The 19,381-nt window shown below is 68.4% G+C and carries 20 protein-coding genes; 8 read left to right on the top strand and 12 right to left on the bottom strand.

The genetic code is table 11. The features are described from left to right. Positions 1 to 102: 102 nt before the first annotated feature. From RWO82_RS09095 to RWO82_RS09085, 3 genes are all read right to left on the bottom strand, one after another. Positions 103 to 531: a MarR family transcriptional regulator gene (locus RWO82_RS09095; protein WP_314425919.1), complete on the bottom strand. Its 429-nt coding sequence runs from the start codon at positions 529 to 531 to the stop codon at positions 103 to 105. Between the two features lie 202 nt (positions 532 to 733). Further along, a complete protein-coding gene (locus RWO82_RS09090; RefSeq protein ID WP_314425917.1) occupies positions 734 to 1,174 on the bottom strand; it encodes a GNAT family N-acetyltransferase in 441 nt (146 codons plus the stop codon). Positions 1,175 to 1,303: 129 nt separating this feature from the next. Beyond that, positions 1,304 to 1,867, bottom strand: coding sequence for a helix-turn-helix domain-containing protein (locus RWO82_RS09085; protein ID WP_314425915.1), 564 nt, complete (start codon positions 1,865 to 1,867; stop codon positions 1,304 to 1,306). Between the two features lie 75 nt (positions 1,868 to 1,942). Here RWO82_RS09085 and RWO82_RS09080 point away from each other — a divergent pair, with 75 nt between their 5' ends. Continuing rightward, positions 1,943 to 3,082 carry a zinc-binding alcohol dehydrogenase family protein gene (locus tag RWO82_RS09080; protein ID WP_314425914.1) on the top strand — a complete coding sequence of 380 codons (1,140 nt, stop codon included), beginning with the start codon at positions 1,943 to 1,945 and terminating at the stop codon, positions 3,080 to 3,082. Between the two features lie 81 nt (positions 3,083 to 3,163). On the opposite strand, the gene RWO82_RS09075 is transcribed toward RWO82_RS09080, so the two are convergent. After that, complete coding sequence (locus RWO82_RS09075) at positions 3,164 to 3,496, bottom strand: hypothetical protein (protein ID WP_314425912.1); 333 nt, start codon at positions 3,494 to 3,496, stop codon at positions 3,164 to 3,166. Between the two features lie 183 nt (positions 3,497 to 3,679). On the opposite strand from RWO82_RS09075, the gene RWO82_RS09070 reads away from it, so the two are divergent. From RWO82_RS09070 to RWO82_RS09060, 3 genes are all read left to right on the top strand, one after another. Then, on the top strand, positions 3,680 to 4,024 hold the full coding sequence (locus RWO82_RS09070) for an ATP-dependent DNA ligase (protein WP_314425909.1): 345 nt from the start codon (positions 3,680 to 3,682) through the stop codon (positions 4,022 to 4,024). A gap of 9 nt (positions 4,025 to 4,033) precedes the next feature. Then, positions 4,034 to 4,312, top strand: a complete 279-nt coding sequence (locus RWO82_RS09065; protein ID WP_314425907.1) for a hypothetical protein — start codon at positions 4,034 to 4,036, stop codon at positions 4,310 to 4,312. A gap of 206 nt (positions 4,313 to 4,518) precedes the next feature. Further along, positions 4,519 to 6,180, top strand: coding sequence for an Ig-like domain-containing protein (locus tag RWO82_RS09060; RefSeq protein ID WP_314425906.1), 1,662 nt, complete (start codon positions 4,519 to 4,521; stop codon positions 6,178 to 6,180). Positions 6,181 to 6,273: 93 nt separating this feature from the next. Here the strand turns inward: RWO82_RS09060 and RWO82_RS09055 are convergent, their stop codons facing one another. Further along, positions 6,274 to 6,810, bottom strand: a complete 537-nt coding sequence (locus RWO82_RS09055; RefSeq protein ID WP_314425904.1) for a small multidrug efflux protein — start codon at positions 6,808 to 6,810, stop codon at positions 6,274 to 6,276. 154 nt (positions 6,811 to 6,964) lie between these two features. On the opposite strand from RWO82_RS09055, the gene RWO82_RS09050 reads away from it, so the two are divergent. From RWO82_RS09050 to RWO82_RS09040, 3 genes are all read left to right on the top strand, one after another. Continuing rightward, the gene (locus RWO82_RS09050) at positions 6,965 to 8,182 is read left to right on the top strand and encodes a histidine kinase (protein ID WP_314425902.1); all 1,218 of its coding nucleotides are present in this window, start codon (positions 6,965 to 6,967) and stop codon (positions 8,180 to 8,182) included. Next, positions 8,182 to 8,784, top strand: coding sequence for a response regulator transcription factor (locus RWO82_RS09045; protein WP_314425937.1), 603 nt, complete (start codon positions 8,182 to 8,184; stop codon positions 8,782 to 8,784). The genes RWO82_RS09050 and RWO82_RS09045 overlap by 1 nt, the downstream gene beginning before the upstream one ends. A 304-nt stretch (positions 8,785 to 9,088) precedes the next feature. Beyond that, positions 9,089 to 9,568, top strand: a complete 480-nt coding sequence (locus RWO82_RS09040) for a GNAT family N-acetyltransferase (protein ID WP_314425900.1) — start codon at positions 9,089 to 9,091, stop codon at positions 9,566 to 9,568. Between the two features lie 3 nt (positions 9,569 to 9,571). On the opposite strand, the gene treZ is transcribed toward RWO82_RS09040, so the two are convergent. The 4 genes from treZ to RWO82_RS09020 are packed head-to-tail and all read right to left on the bottom strand — an operon-like array spanning position 9,572 to position 16,162. Next, on the bottom strand, positions 9,572 to 11,329 hold the full coding sequence (gene treZ, locus RWO82_RS09035) for a malto-oligosyltrehalose trehalohydrolase (RefSeq protein WP_314425898.1): 1,758 nt from the start codon (positions 11,327 to 11,329) through the stop codon (positions 9,572 to 9,574). Further along, positions 11,326 to 13,674 carry a malto-oligosyltrehalose synthase gene (gene treY, locus RWO82_RS09030; RefSeq protein ID WP_314425895.1) on the bottom strand — a complete coding sequence of 783 codons (2,349 nt, stop codon included), beginning with the start codon at positions 13,672 to 13,674 and terminating at the stop codon, positions 11,326 to 11,328. Before treY ends, treZ begins: the two co-directional genes overlap by 4 nt. Next, the gene (glgX, locus tag RWO82_RS09025) at positions 13,671 to 15,881 is read right to left on the bottom strand and encodes a glycogen debranching protein GlgX (protein ID WP_314425893.1); all 2,211 of its coding nucleotides are present in this window, start codon (positions 15,879 to 15,881) and stop codon (positions 13,671 to 13,673) included. The genes treY and glgX overlap by 4 nt, the downstream gene beginning before the upstream one ends. Next, on the bottom strand, positions 15,878 to 16,162 hold the full coding sequence (locus RWO82_RS09020; RefSeq protein ID WP_314425890.1) for a hypothetical protein: 285 nt from the start codon (positions 16,160 to 16,162) through the stop codon (positions 15,878 to 15,880). The genes glgX and RWO82_RS09020 overlap by 4 nt, the downstream gene beginning before the upstream one ends. A 212-nt stretch (positions 16,163 to 16,374) precedes the next feature. Between RWO82_RS09020 and thrC the strand changes: the two genes are divergently transcribed. Beyond that, on the top strand, positions 16,375 to 17,778 hold the full coding sequence (gene thrC / locus RWO82_RS09015; protein ID WP_314425887.1) for a threonine synthase: 1,404 nt from the start codon (positions 16,375 to 16,377) through the stop codon (positions 17,776 to 17,778). 80 nt (positions 17,779 to 17,858) lie between these two features. On the opposite strand, the gene RWO82_RS09010 is transcribed toward thrC, so the two are convergent. The 3 genes from RWO82_RS09010 to RWO82_RS09000 all read right to left on the bottom strand — a co-directional run. Continuing rightward, complete coding sequence (locus RWO82_RS09010) at positions 17,859 to 18,269, bottom strand: VOC family protein (protein WP_314425885.1); 411 nt, start codon at positions 18,267 to 18,269, stop codon at positions 17,859 to 17,861. A 97-nt stretch (positions 18,270 to 18,366) separates the two neighbouring features. Then, positions 18,367 to 18,633, bottom strand: a complete 267-nt coding sequence (locus tag RWO82_RS09005; RefSeq protein ID WP_314425883.1) for a thioredoxin family protein — start codon at positions 18,631 to 18,633, stop codon at positions 18,367 to 18,369. A gap of 143 nt (positions 18,634 to 18,776) precedes the next feature. Continuing rightward, a partial coding sequence (locus RWO82_RS09000) for an FUSC family protein (RefSeq protein ID WP_314425881.1) occupies positions 18,777 to 19,381 on the bottom strand: 605 nt, incomplete at its 5' end.

The following is a 19,381-nucleotide window of genomic DNA, read 5'->3' as shown; positions in this document are numbered from 1 at the left end:
CCTCCCTGGTCCCCCCCCGAGGGGGTGGTCTGCGACTCCGGCGCGGTGATGCCGGAATTCGGTTCCACCCTGCCAGAAAACAGGGGAGCCCGTCGGGATGGGTCAGTGCCCGCGGAGCTTTTCGGCCAGGTCGCGGAGGGTCTTGAGCTCGGCGTCGTCGAGCACGGACATGCGCTCGGCGATCGAGCGCCCGTGCACCATCGCGAGCGCGCGGAACTGCCGTGCGCCCGCCTCGGTCGCGGTGATGAGGGAGCCGCGTCCGTCTTCGGGATCAGGGGCCTTGTCGACCAGTCCTCGCGACACCATGCGGTCGACGAGTCGCGAGACGCTCGGCTGGCTGATCAGCATGTTCGACGTGACGTCGCGGAGGCGTGCCGTCATCTCGGGCGATCGCGTGACCGTGAGCAGCACGTCGTACTCGGCCTGAGCGATATCGCTGCCTTCGAAGTCGGTGTTCATCTGCGTGAACAGCTCGTGCTGTGCGCGGAACAGGCTCTCCCATGCCTCGAGGGCGAGCTTGCGATCGGTCATGGAGAACAGCGTACTGGCAACGGTAAAGGGCCGGCCGGAGAGGCTCCCGACCGGCCCTTGTCCCTTGCACCAAGAGTGTCCTGCAATCACATGCGGTGTATGCCACAGCAAACATTCACCGTGCGATCACTCTATAACGGCGAGATAACGAATGCAACGGTTTGGTCACGGAATTATTCTGCGAACCGGATCGGACACACGCTCATCCCCTCGGCGGCTCGTCGCGCCGTACAGGTTCGACGAGCCGGTACATCCCGGTCATGTCCCCGGGGTGGAAATCGCGAGAGGTGTAGAGCTCAGTGCCTGCGGCCGTCGAGAACAATCCGACGAAGGCTGATGCCGGGGCCGACATCGCGATTCGTTCGACAAGCCGGTCCAGAAGGCGCGCTCCCAGGCCTGATCCCTGAAGCGCGGGGATGACGGCGAGATCCTGCACGTAAAAGTACTTCACGCCGTCGCCGACGACGCGTCCCATTCCCACGGGCTCGCTGCCGACCTGCGCGACCACGCCGAAAGTGGAGCCGGCCAGCGAATCCGCGATCGTCGCCCAGTCGAAGGCGTCGTGCCAGCCCACGGATTCGGCAATCGATCGATGCTCTGCAGCTGTCGCCACGCGGTCGATGATCGTGGTCTGGTCCATCATCTCGTTCCGTTCGCGCGTCCACGGCGTCCCGAGCCCGAACTCGGATCGCCGCTGTCGAGCATTGCCGCGAGCATTCTGCCATAGTGGGCGGGGCGTCGATCGCCGCATGGAGCGGGAGTGTCCTTCGGATCACCCGTCGAGGCAGTCTCGCACCTCGCTCCACACGGACGCCACGCACTCCTCGAGGAGCAGGTCGTCCGGCCCGTCGAGCCACTTCTGCATCGCCAGGTCGAAGCACATCACGGCCACCGCCGCCAGCGTGCGCGTCTGGGGCACGTCGATGCCCCGCGCGCGCAGAGAAGCGTCGATCGCGCGGGCGAGGTGGTGGCGCTGCAGGAGTTCGCGTTCGTGCAGTGCGGGCTCGCTGTGGACGATCGTGCGCCGGCGCGCGATGGGTCGCCGCCAGGCCTCGAGTCCACGGCACGCGGCCGCGAGCCCCGCCCGCACCGCAGCGGGCCCGGAATCCTCGAGCGGAACCGATGTCATGACGTCGCCCACCGCATCGGGGAACTCGCGATCCCGAAGGAAGAGCACATCACGCTTGTCCGCGAAGTGCCGGAAGAACGTCCGGGTGGTCAGGCCGGCCGCCTCGGCGATCTGCGGGATCGTGGTCGCCGCGAACCCCTGTCGTTCGAAGAGGTCCATCGCGGCAGCTTCGAGCCGCAGTGCGGCATCCGGTGACCATCGAGGCATCTCATCATGATGTCACGTCATGTCGTCGGGTGTACAGTGATGACACGACATGTCATCAATGACGGACGGATGGGTATGAAAGACAACACCGCGGCGTGGCTCGATTCCCCGTACGCCGACCTCGTGGTCAGAGACGCACCGATGCCTGTGCCGACCTCCGGGCAGCTGCTCGTCGAGGTGCGCGCGCTCGCGGTGAATCCCCTGGACGCGATAATCCAGTCCAACGGGGCTGTCATGTACGGATGGTTGCGCTATCCCGTGATCCTCGGCGAGGACGTCGCGGGTGTCGTCGTGGCGGTGGGCGACGAGGTGACGGGCTTCTCCGTCGGCGATCGCGTCGTGGCGTATGCGATCGGACTGGAGAAGGGCAGGGATGCGGTCGCGGAGAGCGGCTTCCAGGGGTACGTGGTCGTCGACGAGGGTCTCGCCGCCGCACTGCCCGACTCCATGCCCTTCGAAGAGGCTGCGGTCCTGCCCTTGGCGATCTCCGCGGCGGCTGCCGGTCTCTTCGAGAGCGACCAGCTCGACCTGGACTACTCCATCCTCGCCGGTCAGGCGCCGCGCGATGAGGTCGTCGTGGTGTGGGGCGGCGCGAGCGCCGTCGGCGGCAACGCCATCCAACTGGCCCGAGCCGCCGGCTATCGCGTCATCACGACGGCGTCCGTCGGGAACCACGACCGGATGCGCCGCCTCGGCGCAGAAGCCGCATTCGACTACCGAGACCCGAGCGCCGTCGGACAGATCGTCGAGGCCGTGAACGGATCGCCCGTCGCGGGCATCCTCGCGGTCGCCGTCGGGTCGGCAGAGCCGTGCCTGCGGATCGCGCGCGCGACCGGCGCGGCGAGGATCGCCATGGCCAGCCCGCCCGTCTCCTTCTATGACCAACCGCGTCGCCGCGGGCTCTCCCTGGCTCGGATGCGCCTGTTCCTGCGCCTGGGGGTGCGCACGGCGCTCCTGCAACTGCGCAGCCGCACCAGCGGCGTCCGCGCGTCGTTCATCTGGGGGAGTGCGATCGCGACCTCTCCCGTCGGGCCCGCAGTCTGGGGCGGATACCTCGCCGAGGCGCTCGCTGCGGGCCGTCATCTCCCTTATCCCGAAGCCTGCGTCGCTGGGGAGGGCCTTTCGGCCGTCCAGGGAGCGGTCGACATGCTCCGCCGCGGTGTGTCCGCGCAGAAGCTCGTCGTCATCCTGGCTCCGACATCCGCGATCTCCTGACCTCATCGGCACGCGCGGCCGAACGTCGTCGGGGCTTCGCGCTCGGGTGACGGGACGGCGTCGGCCGTGGGGCGGTCGCTCTCAGGGGAGCGGGTCGTCCTCGGGGGTGGGACTATCCTCGACCTCGTCGACGAGACTGATGCCGCCGGAGGAGCTCGCGGTCGTCAGGAGCTCCTGAACCCACCGTGCGTTGATCTGCGGACTCTCCGGATCATCGAACACGAACCGCAGCGGGATCGACGGCTGCAGCCAGATCGTCGATCGGCCCCGAGCGTCGCCGTCGGGGTGTTTCCATGACAGCGTGAAGCTCTCCTGACGACGGAGCTTGGTCGCGATCGCCACCTTCAGATGGGCCAGAGCGCGGTCTTCGATGCGGATCGGATCCTCGGCGGCGCCATAGAACAGCATTCCCATGCATCGAGCCTAGCGATGACCTTAATGACGCCGGACGCAAGGATTCTTCGTGTCCAGGCCACCGGTGCAGTGCCAGGGCGTTCTCGCATCTGCGACGTGACAGGCTGGAAGCACCCCACACGGCGGTTCCCCCGGACCGCCCCTTCGGCACGGGTCTCGTGGGATGGAACAGAGGAGCCCCCCATGGGCCGATTCATCTATGAAGGTGGACAGAAGGTCGACATCGAGGACCGTGCGCTCACGCACGTGCAACTCGTCATCACTGCGAAGCTGAGACGCGGCGAGCCGTTCTCGTTCTCGTGGCGGGAGGATTCGAGCGTGGGCGGAGGGCGCACGACCGTCTGGATCCATTCCGGCAGCGCGCTCGTCTTCAAGTACTACGGCAGTCGCCAGCCCGCGATCAACCGCGCGTGGGTCGATGCGCTGGCCTTCACCGCCAACTCGCCCTCCGGGCTCTATGTGACGCCGGAGCCGACGGAGGGCGCGCCGGGCGACGCGACGGGAGACCGTCAGCGCGCGATCTCGTAGGCTGAGTGGATGCTCATCGCACTCATCCGCCCTGTCGAGAGCAGCACCGTCGAGGTCATCGGCACGACGCTCGAAGACGTGCACGATCAGCTCATCGCACAGCAGAAGCCGGGCTTCGCGCTCGCCTCGGCACCCGTGCGGATGCTCAAGGGCGAGGCGAAGATCGAGTCGACCGGTACGTTCTGGCGGGTCGACGGGGTGCAGGAGATCCAGGCCGACGACATGGCCGCGCTCGAGGCGAAGGTGCCGGAGGGCTGGCGGATGCTCTCGGTGCGCAGCACGGACTGAGCCGCAGCGTCCGCCGGACGCGACGCTCGCGAGGTCGCGTAGACCGGCGGTGACCGGCGGTGACGACCGGCGGCGAATCCGACACCAGCCTGCAGTTTCGGCATATCGGTGCTGTATACCGGTCACCGCGTGATCGCGGCGCGATTCTCTGTTCTCTTGGTTAAGCGTCGCGACTGGGTGCGACGTGAATCGGACTGGGGAAGACGATGACCGGAGAAAAAGGTGTTCTGCGTGCTCCGAAGAGTGCGATCGACGACAGTTCAGGGCGTGAGCGGCAGCAGTCGAGGCAGTATCGGCTGCTGGCAGCCATGTTCGGCCTGCTGCTCGCAGTCATCGGGGCGCTGGGGGCGACACTCCCCGCTGCCGCTGCTCCGGCGGTGACGTACTCGGGGGCCATCAGCGACCTGGAGTTGAGCACGGAGAGCGGCAGCGGAGCGCTCGGGCAGTGGGAGAAGGTCCGCATCTCCGGCGAATGGTCCGTTCCCGACGGGGCGAAGGCGGGCGAGACCTTCGGCATGACGCTGCCCGCCGAATTCAGTCGCGAGGCCGCAGGCGCCTTCACGCTCGCCGATCCCGTGACAGGGGTCGTACTGGCGGACTGCGTGGTCTCGGCGGGAAGCGGTCCGGATATGGTCTGCACCCTCACATCCGGCGTGGAGGGACTCGAAGACGTCGGCGGCACCTTCTGGATGCGGGCGCAGGCGTCATCGGCGACGACGAGCGAGACGGTGACCTTCGATCTCGGCGACAGGGTCGAGATCGTCGATCTTCCGGGTGACGGGGGGATCGGGCCGGAGAGGATGACGGAGAGCGCGACTCCCTACAAATACGGCGCGCAGACCGCGACCGATGGTCGCCTCCGGTGGAAGGTCGGAGTTCCGAGCGCACACGTAGACGACGGCGGTTTCGTCATCGTGGACGCTCTCAATGCCGGACTCGCGCACCACCGCTACACGGGCGAGATCCGCCTCGACCAGCGTGTCGTCGAGGACGGCGTCCTGGTCGGCGAGTGGGCGCCCGTAGACCCTGCCCGCTATGAGGTGATCTTCGCCGACGACGGACTCTCGTTCCGCTTCACGGCGAGCGGACTGCCGACGAGCGGTTTCGCCTACGAACTCGTCTACTTCACGAAGGCCGATTCCCCGGTGCACGCCGGCGATGTCTTCGGAAACCGCGCGGTCGTCAACACCACCGAGCTCAGCGCCGCCCACACCGTGAACGAGACCGGCGGCGGCGACGGAAGCGGCGTGGTCTACACGGCGTTCTCGATCACCAAAGCTCTCGCGGGTGCGCAGGCGGCTGCAGCTCGTGACGCCGTCTATACGGTGCGGTACGCGGTCGTCGACTCGGATGCTCCCGCCCAGACCCTCAGCGTCCCGGTCGGGCAGACGGTCACGAGTGAGCGTGTCCCCCTCGGATCCACGTTCGTCATCGAGGAGATCGATCTGCCCGAGATCGACGGCGTCGAATGGGGCGAGTGGAGCATCTCGGGTGAGGGCGTGATCGAGGCGGACGACGGAAGATACGAGGTCACTCCGGGCACGGCAGCGGGTGTCGCACTGACGCTCACCAACTTCGCCGACACCGTCCCGACTCCGACGCCCACGCCGACGCCCACGTCGACTCCGACTCCGACTGTGACGCCCACGTCTGCGTCCCCGGCTCCGTTCGCGACGCCCGAGCCCACGCCGACGGCATCCCCGTCCGTGGTGTCGAGCACGAACCCTGCAGGGCCTGAGGCCGGAGGGCTGGCGCTCACGGGCGGCGGGGCCGCAACGGCTCTCCCGCTCGCCGCAGCGCTGGTGATCGGAGGGGCGGTTGCGACCGGCATCGCCGCGAAGCGTCGAGTGCGTGCCCCGCGACGCTGACGGCCACACGCGCACGAGCGGCGGTCGTCGAGGCGATGCCCCGACGACCGCCGCTCGTGCGCAGCCGCGCAGACTCGCGCGGGGCTACGCCGGTCAGCGGATCGCGTAGATCGCGCTGCCGATGATCACGGCGACGACGGTGGTCCACCCGATGATCGCGACCGCCTGCCAGATCAGGATGCGCACCTTGCCCACACCCGATGCCGCGAGCATCGTCGCAGTGAAGTGCGTGGGGAGGAGCAGGGGCCCGAGCAGGCTCACGCCGGGCACGCCGTAGCGCTCGAACGCCCGCTGGAACTTCTCCCGACGAGCGGATCCGCGCGGTGCAGCCTCCGTCTCGACCGCGGGCGCGGCACCGCCGCCCACCAGCGCGGCCTCGCGAGTGCGGGCGCGGTTGACGATGGCAGTACGTGCGCCCGAGCTGGCGATGACGAGGATCGCGACGCACACGAAGTTGCCGACGATGGCTGCGATCGCTGCGATCACCGGGTGGATGCCGCCGATGATGCCGATCGCGACCGCACCTTCTCCCTCGATGAACGGAATGGCACCCGCGAGGGCGACGATGAGCGGCTGCACGAGGTCGGGGACCTGCGCCACGATGTCCTGGAAGCTCTCGACGAGATTCATGTTGTTCTCCTGCGGGTCGCTGCGACGGGCTGTCCGACGCGATGGATCCAGTCCATCGCGTCTCGGCTCTCGGCGGCAGTGTCGGCCCGTCACTGCATTCCGGGCCGTTCGCACGTCGCGTACATGACATCTGTCACGCCCGTATCGTGGGGGTATGCGCAGTCCCTCCCCGGTTCCCGCCCCGGTCGGCGATCTTGCGCCCGGCGCGCGACAGCTGGCGCGAGGCGTCACCGCCACGTGGTGGTACACCTTCTCGGCGGTCGTATTCCTCGAACTCTTCCTCCTGTTCGTGTGGGTGCTGTATGTGCTCGCCGAGCCGATCGACGACATCGGGGCACTCCTCGTCGGCATCGGCGGACTCGTCTGGTGGCTGTCCACGATGCTGCTGCTGGCCGACTACCGACGCCGACTCGACGCGGAGTCGGGCATTCCCTGGGCGCGCATCGCCGGACCCTTGCTCGTCGCGGTCGCCTTCGGGGTCGTGGCCGGGGTGTTCGCCGACAGCCTGCTGCTCGTCGCCATGCCGATCGTGCAGTCGATCGTGCTGCTCAACTGGCCCCGAGGTGTGCGCTATCGGGTCGTCCTCCTTCTCACGGCTGTCATGATCGTGATGGCGTTCATCGACGGAGCGCGCGGCGCGGCCGCCGCTGGCCCGGAAGTCTGGGGTCTCTCGCTCTATGCCGTGTTGATCCCGTCGGCGACGGTGAGTTCGCTGTGGTGGTGGGACGTCCTGGTCGCGCTCGATCGGGCGCGCGCATCGGAGGCCAGGCTTGCCGCGACCCAGGAACGTCTGAGGGTCGCTACCGACGTGCACGATCTCCAGGGCCACCACCTTCAGGTCATCGCGCTGCAGCTCGAGCTGGCAGAGAGGCTCATGGCACGTGACCCCGAGGCGGCGCTCGAGCAGCTGCGGTTGGCGCGGGGGAGCGTCGACGATGCCATGCAGGGCACACGTGATCTGGCGACGAGGTTCCGCTCGATCCCCCTCGGTGACGAAGTCGCGAATGCGCGCGATCTTCTGCAGGCTGCAGGTCTCGAGGTCGATGCGACGATCGCCGCGGATGCCGATTCGGCGCCGTCGAACGCGCTGGGACCGGTGATCCGCGAGACGACGACGAATGTGCTCCGGCACGGAGGTGGTCGACGCGCGGCCCTGACGCTCGCCAGGGTCGACTCGGGGTGGCGGTTCGAGATCGTCAATGATGCCGAGCGCCCGGTGCCCGGCGACCACACCGGCTCAGGGCTCGACGGCGTGCGACGCAGGATCGCGGAGGCAGGCGGAACGCTCGAGATCAGAGAAGACGACGCGGAGTTCGGCGTGATCGTGACGGTGCCGGCGCGCGATACGACATCGACGGACGAGGAGGCATGATGATCCGGGTGCTGCTCGCCGATGACGAGGCGATGATCCGGTCGGCTCTTGCGGCGCTGCTCCGCTTGGAGCCCGACATCGAGGTCGTGGCGGAGTGCGAAGACGGGGAACGAGCCGTGAGCGAAGCGCTCCGGTTGAAGCCGGATGTCTGTCTCCTCGATCTCGAGATGCCCGGGCTCGACGGCGTGGAGGTCGCCGAGCGGCTCCATCGCGCGATCGCCACCCGGTGCGTGGTCGTCACGCGCCATGCGCGGCCCGGCGTGCTGCGTCGTGCGCTGGCGTCAGGAGTCGCCGGCTTTCTTCCGAAGTCCCGCGGAGCCGATCAGGTGGCCGAGGTGATCCGGCGGGTCGCCGCGGGCGCACGGTATGTGGATCCGGAGATCGCGGCGGATGCGCTGAGCGACGAACGAGCGCCGCTCACCGATCGTGAGCTCGATGTGCTGCGTGCCGGCCGACGTGGCGAGACGACGGGGCAGATCGCGCGAGCGCTCTCTCTCGCGCCGGGGACGGTTCGCAATCACATCTCCGCGGTCCTCGCGAAGCTCGCCGTCGGAACACGTCAACAGGCGGTGCTGCTCGCCGAGGAGCGCGGCTGGATCTGAGCCGCTTCCCGTCCGGGTGCCCGCCCCCACCGGCGGAGAGAAGTGCGGGCGGAGCCGTGGGAGAGGGCTCCACCCGCGAACCGCGCGGGATGGGGAGTTGCGCAGCCCAGACGTGACACGAGCCTTGTTCCCCCGTGCTCGTACTTCGTCTCACTTCTCAAGACCCAGCAGGTGAGGAATGATGACGCACCCTCACGAAAAACATGCGGGAACGGTGGCCGATGTCCGCGGGATGCCTGCAACACACCGGAAACCTCGGGCCGATACCGTGATCGGGAGGTGAGCCGGGAAGGAGCGACGCGCTATGGAGATGACCGTCGAACGGGTCGAATGGACGCACGAGGATGCCGAGCGCCTACGGATGGCGCAGCGCGCGGAGCTCGACGCGCGGTACGGCAGCGACGATCACGAGCCCGGGATCATTCCGACCGCTGACGACGTTCCCGTCTTCCTCATCGCACGCGACGCCAGCGGCGAGGCGGTGGTCTGCGGTGGTCTTCGTCTGCTCGACGTCGCGGTGCTGGGCGCGCACGTCGCCGAGATCAAGCGCATGTACGCGGCGCCGTCGAGCCGGGGCACGGGCGCCGCGGTCGCAGTGCTGCGCGCGCTCGAGGTCGAGGCGCAGCGTCTCGGCATCCGGCGTCTGGTTCTCGAGACCGGCACCGCTCAACCCGATGCCGTGCGCTTCTATGAGCGAGAGGGATACACGCCGATCCCGCTGTTCGGGCACTACGTCGGCAGCGACCTCTCGCTGTGCTTCGCACGAGAGCTGCCGGACGACTGATCCTCAGCTCTCGCGGCCCACGATGACGGCCGAGTCGGGCGCGAGAGAGATGCTGCCCGGACCCGTGCGCGGGGCGGAGGTCTCGAACAGGACCACCGCTCCCTGGTCGACATCGAACTCGACATCGGTCGCCGTGAGGTTCACCAGCACCGAGGTCCGACCGCGATCCATACGGAACGCTCGTGCCTCGGGTGGTGCGTCCGGGGTCAGCAGACTCGCGCGGGTACGTGTCTGATCGGGGTCCGTGAGATCCGGATTCTGCTGACGCAGTGCGATGAGCCGACGATACAGGTCGAGCAGCTGGGCGTGGTGGGGCGCGACGCGCTCGCCCCAGTCGAGGTGCGAGCGCTCGAAGGTGGCGGGGTCCTGCGGGTCGGGGACCTTCGCCGGATCCCAGCCCATCTTCGCGAACTCGCCGATCCGTCCCTCTGCGGTGGCGCGTGCGAGCTCGGGCTCCGGGTGCGAGGTGAAGAACTGCCAGGGGGTCGATGCTCCCCATTCCTCGCCCATGAAGAGCATCGGAGTGCCCGGAGCCGTGAGCGTCAGAACGGCGGCGACCGCCAGACGCTCCGGACTGAGCGACTCCGTGAGTCGATCGCCCGCGGCTCTGTTGCCGATCTGATCGTGATCCTGGGCGAACGTGACGAGGCGCCACGACGGCACGTCGGCGGGCAGCGGGTGGCCGTGCGTCCGTCCTCGGAACGAGGAGAAGGTGCCGTCGTGGAAGAAGCCGTGCTCCGAGACCTTGACCAGCGCATCCGGAGCGGCGAAATCGGCGTAGTAGCCCTCGGTCTCCCCGGTCAGCGCCACGTGAGCGGCGTGGTGCCAGTCGTCCGACCACTGCGCGGTGAGTCCGTACCCGCCGGAATCGCGGGGGAGGATCAGGGTCGGATCGTTGAGGTCGGATTCGGCGATCAGGGTGAGCGGCCTGTCGAGCTCGGTCGACAGGGCATCGACCCGTTCGGACAGCTGGCGGAGGATGTGCGGCGTCTGCTCGTCGTGCAGCGCATGGACGGCATCCAGACGCAGGCCGTCGACGTGGAAGTCGCGCAGCCACATCAGGGCGTTCTCGATGATGTACTCGCGCACGGCCGGCTCGTCGAGGTTGACCGATTCACCCCAGGACGTGTGCTGTCCGTCACGCAGATAGGGGCCGAACTCGGGCAGGTAGTTGCCGCTCGGGCCCAGGTGGTTGTACACCACGTCCTGGATCACGGCGAGTCCCCGGGCATGCGCGGCGTCGACGAGGCGCTGGTAGCCGGCCGGTCCGCCGTATCCCTCGTGCACGGCGTACCACAGCACGCCGTCGTACCCCCAGTTCCAGTCGCCGCTGAACGCGTTGACCGGCAGCAGCTCGATGTGGGTGATCCCGAGATCCACGAGATGGTCGAGCCGTCCGATGAGCGCGTCGAGCGTGCCTTCGGGCGTGAACGTTCCGACGTGCAGCTCGTAGACGACCCCGCCCGCGAGCGGACGGCCCGTCCAGTCCGCGTCGGTCCACTCGAACCGCGCGGGGTCGAAGAGGGCGGATGGCCCGTGCACCCCGCGCGGCTGTCGGCGCGAGCGGGGATCGGGACGCAGGTCGGTGCTGTCGCCCAGGAGGAACCCGTAACGCTCGCCCTCGGCCATCGCGACATCGGCGCTCCACCAGCCCGACCCGTCGTCCGAGCGGTCGAGAGGGTGCTCGGAGATCGTCGCCCCGGCAGGGGTGAGACGCCTCAGCCGCACGCTGTCGGCACGCGGGGCCCAGACCGAGATCATCGCTCGTCCACCAGGAGCGCGACGGGATAGGTCTCGAGAAGCTCGGAGAGGAGGACCGGACCGCGGTCGAAGCGGCGCCCCGTCAAGGCGTCCGTCGCAGGGAGCTCACGGCGCAGCAGCACGGTGTCGCCCCATCCGCCGCGGCGGGCGAGTGCGACCGGCAGACGAGTCGCGACCGCGAGCACGCCCCCGCGGTCCATCGCGACCGCGTGATCCGATGCCTCGCCGGCGACGCCGCCCGGGCGATACCGGTAGAAGAGCTCGCGGTTGTCACGGCGAAGGCGCAGCATACGAGAGGTCACGAGCAGCTTCGCGAGACCGCTGTCGTCGACGGCGGGCAGGACCCCGCGCGCGACATCGGCGTCGAGGCGCCGCAGCATCTCCGACCGAGCGCCGAAGTCCACGGGCCGCCGGTTGTCGGGGTCGACGAGGGAGTGATCCCACAGTTCGGTGCCCTGGTACACGTCGGGAACGCCCGGTGCGGCGAGCTGGAGGAGCTTGGCGGACAGCGAGTTCACGCGTCCGTCGTCGATGATCTCGCCGACGAAGCTCTCGAGGATCCCCCGCGCCGCCCCGTTCGCAGCGAGCGCGATGGCCTCGATCCCCTTCTCGAACTCGAGGTCGGGATGCTGCCATCCGGTCGACTCGGCCGCCTCGCGCGACGCCTTCAGCCCATAAGCGAGCAGGCGCTCCGACGAGATCGGCCACGCGCCGACCGCCGCCTGCCAGAGCATCGCGTCGAGAGGGCCGTGGCCGGTCGAAGCCACGTTACGCAGCTCGCTCAGGACCTCGGCCCAGCGGTCCGGGACCTCGGCGAGAACCGACAGCCGTGCGCGCACGTCTTCGGAACGCTTGGTGTCGTGCGTCGACAGCGCCGTGAGCGAGTGCGGCCATGACGCGAGTCGTGCGCGCTGAGCATCGTGGAACTCGTCGATCGACACCGAGGCGATCGACGGATCGCCGCCCACCTCGGTGAGCGTCCCGAGGCGCGTGTGACGGTAGAAGGCGGTGTCCTCGACGCCCTTCGCCATGACAGCGCCCGTCACCTGGGGGAAGCGCTGAGCCACCTCGAGGGTGGGGTCGAGCAGGAGCGGGGCCAGCTCGGCGATCGACGCGGCGAGATCGGGGCGCCGGCGAGTGGCGTCGTCGATCGCGTGCTGCAGGTGCTCGCGTCCGGCGGGGAGGTAGGACCGATAGACCGGGAAGCTGGCGACGATCTCGGCGAGAGCGTGCTCCGCCCCGACCACGCCGAAGGGCAACGCCCTCACCAGGCGTCGGATCTCGGACTGGAGCAGATCCTCGGCCACCATGAGCTTGGTGGAGTGGATCAGGTCGGGCCACGAGGCCGCCGGTGTCAGGCCGGTCTCCTGGCGCAGTGTCGCGTCGAGGCGGTCGAGGGCTGCGACCCCGTCGTCGTCGATCAGCACGCGGTCGATCTCGGCCATCGCGTCGTATCCGGTCGTGCCGTCGGTGCGCCACCACGACGGCAGCTCCTCGCCGGGCTCGAGGATCTTCTCGACGAGCGTGTACGCACCGCCCGTGACGTCGGCGAGTCGCTCCAGGTAGGCGCCGGGGTCGGCCAGTCCGTCGGGGTGATCCACTCGCAGGCCGTCGGCCAGTCCGGCGGTGATCCACCGGACGATCTCGCGGTGCGACTCGTCGAAGACGTCCGGGATCTCGACCCGGATGCCGGCGAGTTCCGACACCGCGAAGAAGCGACGGTAGTCGAGGTCGGTGTTCTGGTCCTCCCAGAACCGCAGTTCGTAGTTCTGGGCATCGAGCAGAGCGGTCAGGTCGTCTGCGAGGCCGGCTGTGCCCGGCGCGAGGGGCAGCACGTGGTCGAAGTACGACAGCGTGCCGTCGGGGGCGTCTGCCGCGGGGGTCGTGTCGACCACGATGTCACCGCTCGACAGGACCTCCGAGAGCGCGGAGCCGAGGATCGGCAGCCGCACGCGTCCCTCGGACAGTCGCCGATCGACGTCGAACGCGACGGCGTGGCGCGACGAGCGGCCGAGGCGCAGGAAGTCCCACCACCACAGGTTGACGCGCGGGATCGCCACACCGACGTGGTTCGGGACGATGTCGATGAGGATCCCGAGCCCCGCCCCGCGCGCTGCGGTCGCGAAACGCTCGAGCCCCTCGGCGCCGCCGCGGTCGTCATCCACCCGGGAGTGATCGACGACGTCGTAGCCGTGGTCCGATCCCGGAACCGCGGCGAGTAGTGGCGAGAGATACGCCCACGAGGCGCCGAGGTCGGCGAGATAGCCGGTGACCTCGGCGGCATCGTCGAGCGTGAACCCCTTGCGGATCTGCAGCCGATAGGTCGAGAGGGGGCGGTGGGTCATCGAGGAAGCTCCGGACTCGGGGCGGGTGCAGGCGTCTCGGCCTGTTCGGTCTGGATGCGCAGCGAGGCCTCGACGGAGTCGTCCGTGGGTGCCTCGGTCTCGTCGGCCTCGCGCAGCACGAGCAGCGAGTTCGCCTCCAGTGTCACGGGGGCGCCCGCGGCGATCGGATCGCCTCCGGCTCGGTCGCCCGCGGTGTCGACCGCGACCTCCCACGCACGACCGAGTCGTTCGTCCGGGAGCACGGCGTCGATCGCCTCCGATCCGCTGTGGAAGTACACGAGGAAGTTCTGATCCGTCACCGGACGACCGCGGCGATCCTTCTCGCGGATCCCCTGACCGTTCAGGAACATGCCGATGGCCAGGCCGAAGCCGGAATCCCAGTCCTCGGGCTCCATCCGGCGGCCGTCCGGACGCAGCCAGACGACATCGGGCACGCGCTCGCCGTCCTCCGAGCGCACCGGGCGCCCGTCGAAGAACCTGCTGCGGCGGAACGTCGGGTGCGAACGCCGGAGCCGCGCGACCGCTGCCGTGAACTCGACCAGCGGCCGGTCGGCGGCTTCCCAGTCGATCCACGTGAGCTCGTTGTCCTGCGCGTAGCCGTTGTTGTTGCCGTCCTGCGTACGACCGAGCTCGTCACCGTGCGCGATCATGGGAACGCCCTGCGACAGCAGCAGCGTCGCGAGGAAGTTGCGCTGCTGCTGGGCGCGGATGCGGTTGACCGTCTCGTCGTCGGTCGGGCCCTCGACTCCGTGGTTGTTCGAACGGTTGTGGGACTCGCCGTCGTTGTTGTCCTCGCCGTTGGCCTCGTTGTGCTTCTCGTTGTACGACACGAGATCGCGCAGCGTGAAGCCGTCATGAGCCGTGACGAAGTTGATCGATGCGACGGGTCGACGACCCGAGTGCTCGTACAGGTCGGCGGAGCCGGTGAGCCGCGAGGCGAACTCTCCGAGCGCCTGCGGCTCGCCGCGCCAGAAGTCCCGCACCGTGTCGCGGTACTTACCGTTCCACTCCGTCCACTGCGGAGGGAAGTTTCCGACCTGGTACCCGCCAGGGCCGACATCCCACGGCTCCGCGATGAGCTTCACCTGCGAGACGATCGGGTCCTGCTGCACGAGCTCGAAGAAGGCCGCCAGTCGATCGACGTCGTAGAACTCACGCGCGAGCGTCGAGGCGAGGTCGAAGCGGAAGCCGTCGACGTGCATCTCGGTGACCCAGTAGCGCAGCGAATCCATGATGAGCTGCAGCGCGTGCGGGTTGCCGGCGTTGAGGCTGTTGCCCGTGCCGGTGTAGTCGGTGTAGTACCGACGGTCCTCTTCGAGGCGGTAGTACGCCTCGTTGTCGATGCCCCGCATCGAGAGCATCGGACCCATATGGTTGCCCTCGGCCGTGTGGTTGTAGACGACGTCGAGAATGACCTCGATGCCGGCCGCGTGCAGCGCGCGCACCATCGCCTTGAACTCCTGCACCTGCTGTCCGTGCTGTCCGCTCGACGAGTAGTCGTTGTGCGGCGCGAAGAACGCGAGGGTGTTGTAGCCCCAGTAGTTCGACAGGCCCTTCTCCTGCAGCGTGGAGTCGTTCACGAACTGGTGCACCGGCATCAGCTCGAGTGCCGTGACGCCGAGGTGCACGAGGTGGTCGATGACCGCCGGGTGCGCGATCGCGGCGTATGTGCCACGCAGCTCTTCGGGGACGTCCGGGTGCAGCTGGCTGAGACCCTTCACATGCGCTTCGTAGATCACCGTCTGGGCGTACGGAGTCTTGGGGAGTCGGTCGCCGGCCCACTCGAAGAACGGGTTGACCACGACGCCCTTCGCCATGGTCGCCGCCGAATCCTCGTCGTTGCGCGAGTCGGGGTCTCCGAAGTCGTAGCCGAACAGCGGCTGCCCCCACTCGATCTGCCCCGCGACCGATTTGGCATAGGGGTCGAGCAGCAGCTTGTTCGGGTTGAAGCGCTGGCCCTGGGCCGGGTCGTACGGACCATGCACACGGTATCCGTAGAGCTGCCCGGGCTGCACAGACGGAAGGTAGCCGTGCCACACGAAGGCGTCGACCTCTTCGAGGGTCACCCGCTCTTCGTTGCCCTCGTCGTCGAACAGGCACAGCTCGACCTTCTCGGCACCCTCGCTGAACAGGGCGAAGTTGGTGCCCTGTCCGTCGAAGGTCGCGCCGAGCGGGTAGGGGGAGCCGGGCCAGACGTCGTGGCTCACTGAGCGCGCCGAGTCGCGACGGCGCGGTGCAGCACGGTTTTCACGGCGTTATGGAAGTCATGCACTTGAGCGATCTCCTCGGAGTGGGGGTACGGGTGCCCGACGTAGCAGACGAACACCGGATGCACGTGTTCGACGTAGCCTACGGGGCCGTCGTGAAGCACGACGTAGCGTTCGAGGTCGACTCGCTCGTAGAGCGGCTCATCGGGCATACGCTCTGACTGGGGAGCCTGGCCGTCTACGGGCAGTTCGTCATGCGCGGCATGGGTCTTCGCACTCATGATGGCTCCTGATTCTGTTGGTGATGCTCACGCTATGACCGAGCGCGAATCCGAGATATCCCATTGCCAGGGCGGCGATGACGCGCTATGTCGCGACACCGAAGGCCGCCGCACGACGTGATCCCGCAGTCGCTCGGGTGACCGCGTGACATCAGCGCTCGGGCACCTGCGACAATGGAAGTCCCGTGCCCATCGCGAACCGAGGAGCTCCTGTGCAGTACATCTCCACCCGAGGCGGCATGCAGCCGCTGCCGTACTGCGAGACTCTGCTCGAAGGTCTCGCGCCCGACGGGGGACTGGCCGTACCCGAGACGATGCCCACGGTCGACGGTGAGACGCTCGAGCGCTGGCGTGCGCTGACCTATCCGCAGCTCGCTGCCGAAGTGCTGGGCCTCTTCGCGACCGACATCCCGCGTGCCGACCTCGCCCGCATGACTGCCGCGGCCTACGAGCCCTTCCCTGAAGCGGTCGTGCCGCTGCGATCCATCGACGACGACCTCACTCTCGTCGGACTGTCCGAGGGGCCGACTCTGGCCTTCAAGGACATGGCGATGCAGTTCCTCGGGCAGGTCGTGGAGTATGCGTTGGAGCGCAAGGGGTCCGTGCTCAACATCCTCGGCGCCACATCGGGCGACACCGGGTCGGCTGCCGAGCACGCACTGCGCGGCAAGGACCGCATCTCGGTGTTCATGCTCTCCCCCAAGGGGCGCATGAGCGCGTTCCAGCGCGCGCAGATGTTCTCTCTCGATGACGCGAACGTGCACAACATCGTGGTCGACGGCGTCTTCGACGACTGCCAGAACCTCGTCAAGGCGCTCGCGGGAGATCTGGAGTTCAAGCGCGCGCAGAACCTCGGCGCGGTCAACTCGATCAACCTCGCCCGCATCACCGCACAGGTCGTGTACTACTTCTGGGCGTGGCTGCGGGCGACGGACGCCGGCGGCTGGACCGAGGTGTCGTTCACGGTCCCCTCCGGCAACTTCGGGAACATCCTCTCCGGCTTCTTCGCGAAGCAGATGGGGCTGCCGATCCGTCGCCTCGTGCTCGCCGCGAACGAGAACAACGTGCTCGACGAGTTCTTCCGCACCGGTGTGTACCGTCCGCGCAGCGCCGCGCAGACGCTCGCCACCTCGAGCCCCTCGATGGACATCTCGAAGGCCTCGAACCTCGAGCGCTTCATCTTCGAGCTCGTCGGTCGCGACGCCGCGAAGGTCGTGAGCGCCTGGCAGGACCTCGACACGCAGGGGCATTTCGATTTCACCGCCGACCTCGCGAGGTTCGTCGACGAGTTCGGGATCGTGAGCGGCACATCCACTCACGACGACCGCATCGCCACGATCCGGTCGGTGTACGAGGCGACCGGCGACATCATCGACCCGCATACGGCCGACGGCGTCAAGGTGGCCAGGGAGTACCTCGAGTCCGGCGTGCCGATGCTCGTGCTCGAGACGGCGAAACCGCAGAAGTTCGCGGAGACGATCCGAGAGGCGATCGGCATCGAGCTCGAGTACTCGCCCGAGCTGCGCGAGATGCTCGACGCGCCGCAGCACACGACCGAGATGGCGGACGACGAGCGCGAGCTGCGCGCGTTCATCGAGGCCCACGCGCTGCGCTGACCCGCGCGGCCGGCCGTGCTCGCGAGAGACGGCCTCGCTGATGCGTTCGACGGGCAGTCAGCGCGCCGAACGCGGGTGAGTCATTCGGGGTCGCCGTGCAGCATCCACGGCACGCCGAACCGATCGACGAGCATCCCGAACGTGCCGCCCCACGGAGGGGTGTCGAGAGGCATCGTGATCGAGCCCCCCTCGGAGAGTGCGTCCCACACGTGCTGCGTCTTCGCCTGCGAGTTGCCGCTGAGCGAGACCGAGAATCCCTGAGGCGCGTCGAACGGCATGCCGTCCGGGGTGTCCGATGCCATGAGCACCAGACCGTCGGGTGTCGTGAGCTGCGCGTGCATCACGAGATCCGCCTGGTCGAGGTCCTGCACCATGTCGGGGAACTCCCCGAACACGGTGATGTCGAGGTCGCCGCCGAGAACGCTGCGATAGAACTCCATCGCCTGCCGTGCTTCGGTGCGGAATGACAGATACGGATTGAGAGTGGCCATGATCACGTCCCCCGCAGATGTCGTGCGCGGCCCTCGTCGGCCCCGCTGCGGCTCATTCTGCGCCCGGGGGTCGGGCCTCCGCAAGAGCTCGCGCGACTCAGTCGGGGAGGGCGCGCACGGCTGCCGTGAGCACCTGGGGGACGGTGGGAACGCCTTCGGCGCGGAACACCTCCGAGCCGGAGTCGTCGCGGATGATGACGGTCGGCGTGAAGCGGATGTCGAGGGCCTCCGCGGCATCCGGATCGCGCGCGACGTCGATCTCGGTGACGGTCGCGTCGGGAAGGTAGCGCACCGCATCAGCCACCACCGCACGGGTTCGAGAGCAGGCTCCGCAGAACGCTGACGTGACCAGCGTGAGTTCCATCGCTCTCCTCTCGGCTCTCGATGTGCAACCCGGCGCCGGCCCGTCGTGTTCCCGGATCGAGGTCAGAGTTCGGTTCGCGTGACGAGCCCCCGGCGCGCGGGTCAGGGCGCGAGTACGGCCCACGCGGCGACCGCCGTCGAGAGTCAGGAGCGGGGCGTCGTGGCCCGAGGATGCAGCAGCCCCGAGAGCGCACCGAGCGCAGCCCCGACGATGGTGTCGACGATGCGTTCCCCCACGACGTCCATCGCACCGATCTCGCCGGTCGCGGCGCCCGTCAGCAGCAGCACGAGCGGGGTGATGAAGACGAGCGCGAGGGCGTAGTGGCGCACGACGACGAGCTCGATCGTGAACTGCAGGGCACCGAGGAGCAGCGCCAGCCAGAGACCGGACGGATGCAACAGGGCGAGAAGCGCGTAGACCCCCGCGCCGACGACGGTTCCGAGCATGCGGTGCAGTCCGCGCTGCATGGCGGCGCGGCGGGCGGCCGCCACGCCGATCACGGCGACGGCCGATCCGACGATCCAGTACGTGCGAGTCGGGTCGATCACCAGCCCGAGCAGCACGCCGATGATCGCGACGATCGCGACCCGGATGAGCAGCATGCGCGAATCGGCCGTGAAGGCGGGCCCCGGCAGCAGCTCGCGCAGTGGCGTGGCCGAGACGGAACGCGCACGGGGGAGGAGGAGCGGAGTCATCGCGATCAGATAGGAGAACACGCACCCTGCCGCGAGCGCGGCGAGGTAGACCG

The organism is uncultured Microbacterium sp. (genome assembly GCF_963521645.1).
Lineage (GTDB): Bacteria > Actinomycetota > Actinomycetes > Actinomycetales > Microbacteriaceae > Microbacterium.
Note: the sequence above shows the minus strand (reverse complement) of the source record. Positions and strands in the feature narration are given on the sequence as shown.